The following is a 12,145-nucleotide window of genomic DNA, read 5'->3' on the forward strand; positions in this document are numbered from 1 at the left end:
CCCCGGGTGTGACAGCCCCAGTTGCAGAGGGCCCCATCCGCGTTGCAGACGGCCTGCAACGCCCGGGGTCCACCGTCCTCGCATGGCAGGACACCTGTACGAGGCCGACACCATCGACACCCTGGAGGAGCCCGAGGACGTCCGCGAGCAGCCGGCGGAGACCGGCGAGGCGGGACTCGGTCCCGGCCCCCGGCGCCTGCTGGCCGCGTTCGCGCTGTTCACCGCCCTGGCCGCGCACCAGCTGCTGCGGCTCGGCGGGCACACCGAGCACGCCTGGGCGTGGACCATCCAGGCCCGGCCGACCGTCGCCTTCCTCGGCGCCGCCTACGCCGCGGGCTTCGTCCTCTCGGTCGCCGCGCTGCGGCAGCGCTCCTGGGCGCACGTGCGGGTGGCGGTCGTGACGGTCACCGTCTTCACGGTCCTCACCCTGGCCGCGACGTACTGGCACGCGCACAAGCTGCACCTCACCGCCGCGGACCCGCTGGCGCGCTCGGCGGCCTGGGTCTGGACGGCGGTCTACCTCGCCGTCCCGGTGGCCGGGCTGGTCGTGCTCCTGCGGCAGCCGGCCCACCGGCACGGCGCCCGCCGCGCCCTGTCCCGGTGGGTCCGGGCGGTGCTCGCCGCGCAGGGCCTCGTGCTCGGCGCCGTCGGCGCCGTCCTGTTCACCAGCGGGCTGAGCGCCCACCACGGCACGCACGTCACGGGCAGCGCCTGGCCGTGGGCCCTGACCCCGCTCAGCGCCCAGGTGGTGGGGGCGTGGCTGGTGGCACTGGGGGTCGGCGCCGCCCTGGTGGTCCGGGAGACCGACGTCTGCCGGCTGCACGTCCCGGCGGTCACCTACACCGCGTTCGGCGTCTTCCAGTGGGCGGTGCTGCTCCGGTTCCGCGACGAGCTGGTCGCCGGCCCGGCGCTGTGGGCCTACGCGGCGGTGCTGACCGCCGTCGTCGCGACCGGCGGGTACGGCTGGTGGCTCGTCCGCCGGCAGGGGACGTCGTCCCCCGCCGGCGGACGGGGAGTGCGGTGACCGCTCAGCGGGTGGTGCCGCCGTTCGACTTCGCCGGCGGCACCAGCGGGTCCGGCACGCCGCCGGACCCGGCCGCGGCCTGCCCGGAGGCGGCCTCCGCGATCGTCTCGACGTCGGGCGTCCCGAGGGCGGCGGTCCCGCTGGAGGCCGTCCCCGACGACGCGGTCCCCGACGACGCGGTCCCCGACGACGACGGCGCGCTCGAGGACGTGCCGGACGACGAGGTCCCCGACGACGAGGTCCCCGACGACGACGTGCCGCCGCCCGAGGCCGAGCTCGCCAGCTTGTCGATGCTGCTCTGCAGGGGAGCCGGCGCCGCCTCGCGCGCCTTGTCCAGCGTCTGCTGCACCTCCGGGCGGCCCAGGAGGCCCTGCGCCGACGAGACGATCCGCTCGTAGCTCTCCCGGCCGGCCCGCGCGCCCAGCACGTACCCGATGCCCAGCCCGATCCCCAGCGTCAGCTTGCCCATGGCTCCTCCGATCTCCGCCGGCCCGGCTCGGTCCGCCGGGCTCCGTCCCGACGCCGCTACCCAGCCCGTGCCGGGTCCACCCCCGCGGCGGCGGCCCGCGCTCCGCGGAGCCTGTCCAGCGCCCCGCGCCGTCGCTAGGGTCGGCCGCGCCGGGAGCGGTCCGCGTGCGGGACGAGGCGGCGATGACAGGCGCAGCACACGTGCACTTCCGGGTCCTCGGACCGCTGTCGGTCGAGGGCCCGGGAGGAGCGCTCGCCATCGGCGGGCACAAGCCGCGGACGCTGCTCGCCGCCCTGCTCGTCGCCCGCGGCGAGGTGGTGCCGGCCGAGCGGCTGGTCTCGGTCCTGTGGGGGGACGGCCCGCCCGACGGCGCGATGACCGCCCTGCGGGCCTACGTCTCGCGGCTGCGCGGCGTCCTCGGTGACGCCGCCCCGCTGCGGCACCGCCCGCCCGGCTACTGCCTGGCCCTGCACACGGCGACGCTGGACGCCGCCGACTTCGAGCAGCGGGTCCGCAGCGCCCGGGCGGCGGCCGCGACCGGCGACCACGCGCGGGCGCTGGCCGACCTCGACGCCGCGCTGGCGCTGTGGCGCGGCGACGCGCTCGCCGAGTTCGCCGACGAGGAGTTCGCCGCCCCCGAGGCCGCCCGCCTCACCGAGCTGCGCACCGGCGCCACCGCCGACCGCGCGGACGAGCTGGTGGCGTTGGGCCGGTCCGCGGAGGCGGTGCCCGAGCTGGAGGCGCTGGTGCGCGCGAACCCGTCCTGGGAGCGGCCCGCCGTGACGCTCATGCGGGCCCGCTACGCGACCGGGCGCCAGGCCGACGCGCTCGCCGCCTTCCACGAGCTGCGTGCCCGCCTCGACGACGAGCTCGGCGTGGAGCCCGCCGCCCCCGCGCAGGACCTCTACCGCCGGATCCTCGTCCACGACCCCGCCCTCACCGCGACGCCGCGACCGGGCAACCTGCCCCGGCGGGCCAGCGGCTTCGTCGGCCGCGAGCGTGAGTCGGCCGGCGTGCTGGCCGCGCTGCGCGAGGGCCCGCTGGTCACGCTGACCGGCGTCGGGGGAGCGGGGAAGTCGCGGCTCGCGGTGGAGGTCGCCGGCCGCGACCGGGCCCGCTTCGACGACGGGGCGTGGCTGTGCGAGCTCGCCGCCCTGCCCGAGGACAGCCCGGTGGGCGACGCGGTGTCGGCGGCACTGGGCATCCGCCAGCGGTCGGGCCTGTCGGTCGAGCAGACGGTGCTGGAGTACCTGCGCCCGCGGTCGCTGCTGCTCGTCGTCGACAACTGCGAGCACGTGCTGGCGCACGCGGCCGCCCTCGTCGGCGAGGTCGTGCAGCACTGTCCCGGCGTCGTGGTCCTCGCGACCAGCCGCGAGCCGCTCGGCGTCGACGGCGAGCAGGTCCGGCCGGTGCCGCCCCTGCCGCTCGCGGACGCCACCGCGCTGTTCGTCCAGCGCGCCCGCGCGGCGACACCGGACTTCCGGCTCGACCCCGCCGCCGCGGACGCCGTCGCCGCCATCTGCGCCCGCCTCGACGGCCTGCCGCTGGGCATCGAGCTCGCGGCCGCGCGGATGCGGGTGATGAGCCCGGCCGAGGTGGCCGCCCGGCTGGAGGACGGCCCGCTGCTCGGCGGCGGCCGCGGGCCGGTGCCCCGGCACCAGAGCCTGGCCGCCGCGATCGAGTGGTCCTACCGGCTGCTGTCCGGGCCCGAGCAGCGGCTGTTCCGCGGCATGTCGGTGTTCGCCGGCGGGGCGGACCTCCGGGCGGTGCACGGCGTCGCCGATCCCGGCGCCGCCGAGGACGACGTCCTGGACCGGCTGACCCGGCTGGTGGACCGGTCGATGGTGGTGGCCCGCAGCGGGGTGCACAGCCGCTACGGGCTGCTGGAGACCCTGCGCGCCTACGGCCGGTCGCGCGCCGCGGACGCCGGCGAGACCGCCGCGCTCACCCGGCGGCACGTGGAGTACCACGTCGACTACGCCGAGCGGGCCGGCGCGGGGCTGCAGAGCCCGGACGAGCGGGCGTGGGCCGAGGAGGCCCTCGGCGTCTACGACGACCTGCGGGCGGCGTTCACCCGGGCGGCCGCCGACGCCGAGTGGGACCTCGCCGTGCGGCTGGTCGCGGCGGTGCCGGAGCTCGTGCACCTGCGCGTGGGCTACGAGGCCTACGCCTGGGCCGAGCAGCTGCTGCCGGTGGTCGACCCCGGCCACCCGAGCTACGCCGCAGCCGTCGGCGCCGCGGCCCGCGGCGCGTGGAACCGGGGCGACTTCCCGCACGCCGTGGCGACGGCGCGGCTGGCGGGGGACCGCCGTCCACCGCCCGGCACCCCGCGCATCGCCTACCCGCACGACGTGCTGGCCGACGTGGCGCTGTACGAGGGCGACGTGGCCCGCGCGCTGGCGCACTACGTGGCCGAGTCGGAGCGGGCCCGCGGCGACGGCGACCGCATCCGGCTGGTCTGGACGCTGTACTACGTCGCGGTCTGCCACGCGGTGGGCCGGCACCCCGAGGAGGGTCTGGCCGCGGCGCGGGAGAGCCTCGACGTCGCGGAGGCCACCGCCAACCCGACCGCCCTGTCGATGGCCCGCTACGCCCTCGGGCTGGTGCTCAAGAAGTCCGACCCCGACGCCGCCCTCGCGCTCTTCGACGAGGCGGAGGAACTGGCGGCCGCCGTCCGCAACTTCTGGTGGCAGGGGATCGCGATGATGGAGGGCGCCGCGACCCGGGCCGTGCACGGCGACCCGGTGGAGGCCGCGCGGGCGCTGGTCGCCGTCCTCGCGCATTGGGACCGGGTGGGGGACGCCACCCAGCAGTGGCTCAACCTGCGCTACGTCGCCCGGCTGCTGCAGCGGGTCTCCGCCACGGCCGACGCCGCCACGCTGCACCGCCACCTCGTCGCCGCCGGCAAGCCCTCGCCGCTCGGTCCGCCGACCGCCCCGGGGAACGGACGCCGCGCCGACCCCCGGGCGGCCGAGGCCGCCGCCGTCGCCTCCGCCCGCGCCGCGCTCGGCCGGGTCCTGTCCGGGGAGCTCGCGACCGGCCGGGCGTGACCGTGCATCCCCGGTGCAGCCGATCTGCAACGCACCGGGGCCACCGTCGACGCGTGCCGGGACGACCCGGGAGACGACGGAGGAGACGACAGAGATGACCGACACCCTCGACGCGGTCGCCGCCGACCGCGCCCTCAAGGCGAAGCACCGGGCGATGTGGGGCCTGGGCGACTACCCGTCGGTGGCCCGCGACCTCATCCCGGAGCTGGGCCGCGTCCTGGTCGAGGCCGCCGGGATCGGCCGCGGCGAGCGGGTCCTCGACGTGGCGGCCGGCACGGGCAACGCCGCCGTCCCGGCCGCGCTCACCGGCGCGCAGGTGGTGGCCTCCGACCTGACGCCGGAGCTGTTCGAGGCCGGCCGCGAGTCCGCCGCCCGCGCCGGCGCCGAGCTCACCTGGGAGGAGGGGGACGCCGAGGCGCTGCCGTACGGGGACGCGAGCTTCGACGTCGTCCTGTCCTGCGTCGGCGTCATGTTCGCGCCGCACCACCAGCGGGCCGCCGACGAGCTGGTGCGGGTGTGCCGTCCCGGCGGGCGGATCGGGCTCGTCAGCTGGACGCCGGAGGGCTTCGTCGGCGAGATGTTCACGACGATGAAGCCGTACGCGCCGCCGCCCCCGCCCGGCGCGCAGCCGCCACCGCTGTGGGGCGACGAGCAGCACGTCCGCGACCTGCTCGGCGACCGGGTCACCGATGTCGTCGCGCGCCGGCAGGTGGTGACCGCGAGTGGCTGGCCCTCGGCGGAGGCGTGGCGCGACCACTGGAAGACCGTCTACGGGCCGACGATCGCCGTCTACCGGCACATCGCCGACGACCCCGACCGGGTCGCGGCCCTCGACCGCGACCTGGCCGCGCTCGCCGCGCGCTACGACCGCGGCACCGACGGCCTCGTCCTCGACTGGGAGTACCTGCTGCTCACCGCGCGCCGCGTGTGAGCACCCCGCGCCCGGCCGCTCCGGCGGCCGGGCGGAGCGGGCCTAGCCCGAGAGGGCGGTGACGACGGCGGAGACCCGGCGGGCGCGGGTCTCGGGCTTCTTGGCCTCGGTCACCGAGCGGGCGTGCTCCTTGCGGTGCGAGTAGGCGAGCGCGTCGAACGCCTCGCGCAGGCCGGCCGCCGCGAGCGCCTCGGCCAGGTCGTCCGGCACCTCGACGGTCCGCTCGACGGCGTCGTGGGCGAGGACGACGTCGACGGTGTCGCCGGTGTCCACCCCGAGGGCGGCCCGGCGCTCCTTGCTCAGCCCGACGAGGTTCTCGCCGCCCATCCGCGCGAGCCGCGCCTCGACGGTCGCGGCGCCGATGGTGATCCGCACCGGGAAGGCCTTGGCGCCGCCGCCGAGGGAGGCCGCCTGCTCGTCGGTGAGCACGATCGCCGCCGCCGGCCCGCGCCGCTCGAGGGTCGTCGTCAGCCGCAGTTCCGAGGTCACCCCGACACCCTGACGCGCAGGTGCCTGCACGGGAAGTCCCCGTGCGGGGGTCCCATCCCCGTTTCGGTCGGAGTGGTGCCGGTCACATCCCTCCCGAGACGTCGGACGACGGAGGGATGGCGATGACCACCAAGGTGGAGAAGTCGATCCAGGTGGACGTGCCGCTGCGCACGGCCTACGACCAGTGGACCCAGTTCGAGGACTTCCCGCACTTCATGGGCGGGGTGAAGGAGGTCCGGCAGCTGACCGACCAGCGGCTGCACTGGGTCGCCGAGATCGCCGGCGTGCGCCGCGAGTGGGAGGCCGCCGTCCTCGAGCAGGACCCCGACCGGAAGGTCGCCTGGGCCGCCACCAGCGGCGCGACCAACGCCGGCGCCGTCCGCTTCGAGGCCGCCGGGCCCGACTCGACCATCGTGTACCTGGAGCTCGAGTACGAGCCGGAGGGCCTGGTCGAGCAGGTGGGCGACAAGCTCGGCATCGTCGAGCGGCAGGTGCGCTCGGACCTCGAGCGGTTCAAGTCGCTGGTCGAGAGCCAGGGCTACGCGTCGGGCTCCTGGCGCGGGTCGGTCAACGAGCACATCGACGTCGGCACCCCGGGCGTGAACGACGCCTACGGCTCCGCGGGTGACAAGGGCAAGGCGGGGATCTCGCCGACGGCGGTCGCGGCCGGCGTGGCGGCGGTGGCCGGTGCCGCGGTGGCCGGGGTGGCCGCGGCGACGTCCGGCAAGCAGGAGACGACGACGCCGGCCCCGACGCCTGTCGAGACGCCCACGCCCACGCAGACGCCCACGGCCGGGACGACCACGGCGGAGGGCGTGGTCCAGCCGCAGGAGGTCACCGTCGTCGAGCAGCCGCCGCCGGACGCGGTCGTGCGCGACGACGTCCTGGTGCCCGAGGCCGACGACCAGGGCTACACGGCGGGCCCGTCCACCGAGGGCGTCGAGCACGGCACGCGCCGGGACGGCGACGACCCGATGCTCGGCGGCGGCAGCCGCTGACCGACGCGGGACGGGGTGACCGGTACGCGGCCGGTCACCCGGTCCCGCAGAACCTCGCCTGCTCGGGGCGCACCACGAGCGTGGGGAACGCACCGGGCGCCGACGAGGCGACCCCGGAGGCCGTGGCGCCGAACTGAGAACCGAGGGCCTGCGCCAGGGTGCTGACGTTCGCACCGAACGCCTGGCAGCCGCCGGGCGCGGCCGCGGCCACTCCCGGGGCGAGGGCGAGCAGGCCGGCGGTACCGGCGACGACGAGGACGCGGACGGTTCGCACGGGACCTCCCGGGATCGCGGTGACGTCCCCGGCGAGGGTCCTCGCGCGCTCCCCGGGCGGGGAGGGTCCGGACGCCGATGACGAGCGGTCCCGCCGGGCCGCCACCGGCCGTCACGGCGCACCGGCGGGGCGTGTCCGCGGCACGGAGTAGGCCCACACCGGGGGGTCACCGCGTCTCCCTGGTGTGGGACGTCCGCGGCGGGGCCTCGACGACCGCCCGCTCCTCCGGTGGGAGCGGGCGGCCGTCGTGCTGCTCGCGGCCGTCTGCCTCGCGGGTGTCCTCGCCACCGCGGGGGTGGTCCCGTGGTGAGGTCGTCCCCGATGCGCGGCACCGGGGACGACGACGGCTTCACCGACTTCGTCCTCGAGCACCGTGCCGCGCTGCTGCGCACCGCCTGCCTGCTCACCGCCGACCGCGGGCTGGGCGAGGACCTCGTGCAGCTGGCACTGCTGCGGAGCTACTCGCGCTGGGACCGGGTGCGGGCCGCCGACGACCCGCTCGCCTACGTGCACCGGGTGATGGTCAACGCGCACCTGAGCTGGCGCCGCCGGCTGTCGAGCACCGAGCGGCCGGTCGACACGGTGCCCGACGCCGGGGGAGGGGACCCGCAGACCGGGCACGCGGTCACCGAGGACGTGCGCCGCGCGCTGCGGCGGCTGTCCCCGCGGGTGCGCACCGCGCTGGTACTGCGCTACTTCGCCGACCACAGCGAGGTCGAGACCGCCCGGCTGATGGGCTGCTCGGTGAGCACCGTCGGCAACCACGTCCGCAAGGGGCTGGCCGTCCTGCGGACCGTGCTGGCCGCCGGCGAGGAGACCGCGCCGCCGAGGAGGACCCGATGACCGACGACGACCGCGTGCGCGCCTCCCTGGCCGCGCTCGCCGACGACCTCGCCGGCGACCCGGGCGTCGTCACCCCGGAGCGGGTCCGCGCCGCGCACCGCCGCCGCCGGCAGGTGCGGGCGACCGTCGCCGCGGTGGCGCTCGCCGTCGTCGTGCTGGTCGGCGGGCTGCCGCTGCTGGCGGGCCGGCTGGCCGCCCCGGACGGCGAGGGCGCCGGCCCCGCGGGCACCAGCGCGCCGGCGACGACGCCGTCGGGCACGCCCTCTCCGACCGTGCAGCCCTCGGTCACCCCTACGGCGACGCCACCGGGCTACGCCGACCTGCTGGCGGTGCGGGACTGCCTCGTCGGCGCCGGCTTCGCCCCCGACCCGCCGGTGACCCGGGCGGAGTTCCTCGCCGGCGCGGACTGGTCGCCCTACGACGGGCTGACCGAGCAGGAGGCGGCCGACGGCGCGGCCGCCTGCCCCGTGCCCGGCTGAGGTCAGCCGACCGTCAGCGCGCCGGGGACGCCGTCGCCCAGGAAGGCGGCCAGCCGGGTGCCCTCCTCCTCGACCTCCGTGCGCTCGGCCGGGGTGAGCGCGCGCAGCGGGGAGACGGCGACGTCGACGCCGCCGTCGTCGCGCCCGGCGCTGGTCCAGGTGGCCGAGACCATGCCGTCGACCAGCACGAAGCGGGCCCCCGCCACGCTGAGCCCGCGGTGCTCGTCGGCGACCACCCGGGACCGGTCGTCGTAGCCGAGCACGGCGTTGTCGAAGGCGGGCAGGAAGCGCACCGGGGCGGGCTCGCCGGGGTCGGGCAGCGGTCCGTCGTCGACGTCGAGCATTTCGCGGCCGCGCTCGTCGCGGAACGACCGCAGCCGCGGTCGTAGCCGGGTGACGACGGCGGGCAGGCCGGACAGCCCGCACCACGCGCGCAGGTCGGCGCTCGCGGCCGGGCCGTAGGCGCGCAGGTAGCGCAGCACCAGCGCCTCGAGGACGTCGTCGTGCGGCCCGTCGGCCAGGTCGCGCCCCAGCCAGGCGCGCACCGTGGTGGTGCGGGCCGGCGCCTGCCTGCGCCACAGCCCGCGTGGCGTCGTCTGCACGAGCGGCACGAGGCTCGACAGCGCGTCGCCGAGGTCGCGGGCCGCCGCGTCGGGCCAGCGCCCGGCGAGCAGCCGGCCGACCTCGGGCAGCAGCCGCGGCTCCTCGGCGAAGAGCGGCTCTCCCGCGGCGGCGAGCTCGGTGAGGTCGACCCCGGGCAGGCGGCGGCCGAGCGTGCCGGTCATCCGCGCGAGCAGCATCGGCTGGTGCACCGGCCGCAGCGCCAGGCAGTCCTCGGCGGTGACCAGGTGCAGCGTGCGGCGCATCAGCTGCGTCCGGACGACCCGGCGCGACTCGAGCAGCCCGTCGAGCTCGGCCGGGCGGAACCCGGCCAGCCGCGACCACAGGCCGACGTGCGGCTCCTGCGGCTCCTGCGCCTGCAGGCCGGCCAGGTGGTCGACGGCGGCGAAGGCGTCCCGCTCGTCGCGGCGCAGCAGCAGCTGCCGGGCCAGCGTGGCCCGGTTGAGCGCGCGCCGGCCGAGCACCTCGGCTCCCCGGCGCGTGCCCACCCCCGCTGTCTACCGCGGGGGACCGACAGCTGTCAGGCGGCCAGGGGGTGGTGGTGGCAGCGGCCGCCGCTGGTGGCGCGCGCGGCGCAGGGCGCGCCGGCCTTCGTCACGCCCCCGGTGTCGCCGCAGCGGGCCGGGGCGGCGGGCGCCTCGACGACCTGCTCGACCGGCTGCGCCGGACGGGGGAAGGGCAGCACGACGGCGTCCTGCTCGACGACGACCGTCAGCTCCGCGACGGCGGGAGCGGCAGCGACGGCGGCCGGCGCGGCGACCGGGCGGGCGGCCCGACGGTGCAGGGCCGAGGCGGCGGTCAGTCCGGCGGCGAAGGCGGCGAGGGCGGTGGCGACGTGGCTGGCGCGCATGTGCGTTCCATCGGCGGACGGCGCTCCCGCGCAGAACGCGGTCGTCACACCCGCCACTCGTGTCCCAGCTCACCCGGTCAGGTGTGTCGGAGCTGCTCAGCGGCCCGCTCGGCGCCCGGCCGCCCTACCGTCGGCAGGCATGACGGACGACGCGACCGGTACCGCCCGCCGGGCCCGCGCGGCCTGGCCGGTGTGGGCGGTCAGCGTCCTCGCCCTGGTCGCGCTCGCGGTGTGGGCCGACGGTGCGGACGTCGCGTACCTGGTGATCGGCGCAGTGGCCGGGGGCCTGGGCGCGCTCGTCGCGATCCGGTTGGTCGGCCGCCGGCGCCGCCGCCACGCCACCGCGGTCCGGTGACGCTCGACGTCCGGCGGGCGCGGCGGTTCCTGGCCGCGCACCCGCCGGACCTCGAGGCGGTCAGCTCCGGCCGGTGACCCGGCCCGCGAGCTGCTGGATCTGCCCGTAGTCGCCGTAGCCGGCTCCCACGACGTACCCGGCACCCAGGCCCGCGCCGAGCGCGGTCATCCGCACGAGGCGCTTGCCCTTCTTCTTCAGCCGGTGGCCGGCCTCGGCGACCTCCTCGGGCACCTGCCCGACGGCGCGCTCGGCGCGCATCGCCGCCCGCAGCCCGGTCTGCCCGAGCTCGGCGCCGGCCTCGGCGGCCTTGGTCACGGCCGCGGCGGCGAGCCCCGCACCCGCGCCGAGCGCCTGCCGGGCCACCTCGGCGCCGGCGTTCGCGCCGGTCTGCAGCGCGTGGCCGGTGGTGGCGAGCAGGGGAGCGGCCGCGGCGGCGCCGGAGCGGGTGGCCCCGAGGACCTGCGCGGCCGCGCTGCTGACGGCGGGCCCGGCGGCGGCCGCGCCCGAGCGGGTGGCCTCCCGCACCTGCTGCACGGCACCGCTCACGGCGGGGCCGGCGGCGGCCGCGCCGGAGCGGGTCGCCTCGCGCACCTGGTGCACGGCGCCGGTCACCACGGGCGCGGCCGCGGCCGTCACCTGCTCGAGGCGCGCGCGGCCGGTGGCCGGCACGGAGGCGGCGGACCGCCGGGCCTTCGCCGCCTTCCGCCCGGCCTTCGCCGCCTTCCGCCCGGTCTCCCGGCCGGCCCGCGAGACCGAGCGGGACGCCGAGCGCTGCGCCTTCCGCGCCGTCCGCCGCGCGCCCCGGGAGACCCGGGCCGTCGGCTGCTGCCGGCGGCGCAGCAGGGCGAACACGACGGCGCCGACGGCCAGCGCGGCGGCCACGGCCGCCCCGATCCGGCCGGCCGCACCGCCCGCCGGCTGCTCCGTGCGGCCGAAGTCGCGGTCACCGGGCTGCGCCACCGGCGGCGGGGCCGGCAGCTCCTCGGCGACGGGCGCGGCGTCGGCCGGCGCGTCGGGCAGCGGCACCGGGTCCGTGGTCGGGCCGCCGACGACCGTCGCCGCCTCGGGCTCCGCGCCCTCCGCGGGCAGCAGGCTGTCGGACTCCGACGTCGTCGCCTGGATGCCGTAGTGCCGGTAGAGCGCGGCCTCCTGATCGGTGCTGAGCTCCCGGCTCTCGCCGTAGCGCGGCGCGCCGTCGACCAGCCCCCGCTCCACGGCCACCTGCACGTGCTCCCCGGAGCCGGCGGCGCCGACCAGCGGGACGACGACGGTCGACCCGGAGTGCTCGGCGTAGAGCCACTCGGGCTGCCCGGTGTCCTCGTCGGCCAGCAGCGCCGTCACCGTGCCGATCTCGTTGCCGTCGCGGTCGACGACGGTCTTGCCGATCCAGTCCGTGACCTGGTCCCTGTCGGGCAGTGTCATCGCGTCTCCCCACCTGAGGGCCGGGCCCTCCTGGCCCGGCCGCACCGCGTATCCGACGGCCCCTACCCCGCGACCCCCGGGCCAACCGGCCCGGAAATGCAGCGGCGGGACGGGGACGACCGTGGCACGCTCCTGCGGCCCGTGGTCAGCAGCCGGGCGGCATCGCCGCCGCAGGTCCTGCGCGTCGGCCACGGGCACCTGTAGGGGTACTGCGCTGTGGACGCACGGGTTCGACTCCCGACGCCGTCCGGCGCCCGGCCATCCCGGCCCCCGGCGGTCTGCGGCGCTGCGCGCGTCCCCCGCCGCGGGCCCGGCCGGGCGCCGGGCGGTCCGCGTCCGG

At 78.1% G+C, this 12,145-nt stretch carries 13 protein-coding genes; 7 read left to right on the top strand and 6 right to left on the bottom strand.

The window, feature by feature from the left end; genetic code table 11:
* Positions 1 to 82: 82 nt before the first annotated feature.
* Positions 83 to 1,024: a hypothetical protein gene (locus BUE37_RS03755; protein WP_073418701.1), complete on the top strand. Its 942-nt coding sequence runs from the start codon at positions 83 to 85 to the stop codon at positions 1,022 to 1,024.
* Positions 1,025 to 1,028: 4 nt separating this feature from the next.
* Here the strand turns inward: BUE37_RS03755 and BUE37_RS23640 are convergent, their stop codons facing one another.
* The gene (locus BUE37_RS23640; RefSeq protein ID WP_073418702.1) at positions 1,029 to 1,493 is read right to left on the bottom strand and encodes a hypothetical protein; all 465 of its coding nucleotides are present in this window, start codon (positions 1,491 to 1,493) and stop codon (positions 1,029 to 1,031) included.
* Between the two features lie 182 nt (positions 1,494 to 1,675).
* On the opposite strand from BUE37_RS23640, the gene BUE37_RS03765 reads away from it, so the two are divergent.
* A complete protein-coding gene (locus BUE37_RS03765; protein WP_073419540.1) occupies positions 1,676 to 4,543 on the top strand; it encodes an AfsR/SARP family transcriptional regulator in 2,868 nt (955 codons plus the stop codon).
* Between the two features lie 94 nt (positions 4,544 to 4,637).
* Positions 4,638 to 5,474 carry a class I SAM-dependent methyltransferase gene (locus tag BUE37_RS03770; protein WP_073418703.1) on the top strand — a complete coding sequence of 279 codons (837 nt, stop codon included), beginning with the start codon at positions 4,638 to 4,640 and terminating at the stop codon, positions 5,472 to 5,474.
* A 42-nt stretch (positions 5,475 to 5,516) separates the two neighbouring features.
* Here BUE37_RS03770 and BUE37_RS03775 read toward each other — a convergent pair whose 3' ends face one another.
* Complete coding sequence (locus BUE37_RS03775) at positions 5,517 to 5,963, bottom strand: YdeI/OmpD-associated family protein (protein WP_073418704.1); 447 nt, start codon at positions 5,961 to 5,963, stop codon at positions 5,517 to 5,519.
* Positions 5,964 to 6,085: 122 nt separating this feature from the next.
* Here BUE37_RS03775 and BUE37_RS03780 point away from each other — a divergent pair, with 122 nt between their 5' ends.
* A complete protein-coding gene (locus BUE37_RS03780) occupies positions 6,086 to 6,961 on the top strand; it encodes an SRPBCC family protein (protein WP_073419541.1) in 876 nt (291 codons plus the stop codon).
* Between the two features lie 34 nt (positions 6,962 to 6,995).
* Here BUE37_RS03780 and BUE37_RS03785 read toward each other — a convergent pair whose 3' ends face one another.
* Entirely contained in the window at positions 6,996 to 7,235 is a 240-nt protein-coding gene (locus BUE37_RS03785; RefSeq protein ID WP_073418705.1) for a hypothetical protein, read from the bottom strand.
* 321 nt (positions 7,236 to 7,556) lie between these two features.
* On the opposite strand from BUE37_RS03785, the gene BUE37_RS03790 reads away from it, so the two are divergent.
* Both BUE37_RS03790 and BUE37_RS03795 read left to right on the top strand, forming a co-directional pair.
* Positions 7,557 to 8,078, top strand: a complete 522-nt coding sequence (locus BUE37_RS03790; RefSeq protein WP_073418706.1) for a SigE family RNA polymerase sigma factor — start codon at positions 7,557 to 7,559, stop codon at positions 8,076 to 8,078.
* Positions 8,075 to 8,557 carry a hypothetical protein gene (locus tag BUE37_RS03795; protein ID WP_073418707.1) on the top strand — a complete coding sequence of 161 codons (483 nt, stop codon included), beginning with the start codon at positions 8,075 to 8,077 and terminating at the stop codon, positions 8,555 to 8,557. Before BUE37_RS03790 ends, BUE37_RS03795 begins: the two co-directional genes overlap by 4 nt.
* Positions 8,558 to 8,559: 2 nt before the next feature.
* Here the strand turns inward: BUE37_RS03795 and BUE37_RS03800 are convergent, their stop codons facing one another.
* On the bottom strand, positions 8,560 to 9,666 hold the full coding sequence (locus BUE37_RS03800) for a winged helix DNA-binding domain-containing protein (protein ID WP_073418708.1): 1,107 nt from the start codon (positions 9,664 to 9,666) through the stop codon (positions 8,560 to 8,562).
* 32 nt (positions 9,667 to 9,698) lie between these two features.
* Positions 9,699 to 10,028 carry a hypothetical protein gene (locus tag BUE37_RS03805; RefSeq protein WP_073418709.1) on the bottom strand — a complete coding sequence of 110 codons (330 nt, stop codon included), beginning with the start codon at positions 10,026 to 10,028 and terminating at the stop codon, positions 9,699 to 9,701.
* A gap of 139 nt (positions 10,029 to 10,167) precedes the next feature.
* Between BUE37_RS03805 and BUE37_RS03810 the strand changes: the two genes are divergently transcribed.
* Positions 10,168 to 10,383 (top strand): hypothetical protein, encoded by a 216-nt coding sequence (locus BUE37_RS03810; RefSeq protein ID WP_073418710.1) that lies wholly within the window; start codon positions 10,168 to 10,170, stop codon positions 10,381 to 10,383.
* 60 nt (positions 10,384 to 10,443) lie between these two features.
* On the opposite strand, the gene BUE37_RS03815 is transcribed toward BUE37_RS03810, so the two are convergent.
* Positions 10,444 to 11,805, bottom strand: a complete 1,362-nt coding sequence (locus BUE37_RS03815) for a PRC-barrel domain-containing protein (protein ID WP_073418711.1) — start codon at positions 11,803 to 11,805, stop codon at positions 10,444 to 10,446.
* Positions 11,806 to 12,145: the final 340 nt, after the last annotated feature.

This window comes from Geodermatophilus nigrescens (assembly GCF_900129495.1).
Classification (GTDB): Bacteria; Actinomycetota; Actinomycetes; order Mycobacteriales; family Geodermatophilaceae; genus Geodermatophilus; species Geodermatophilus nigrescens.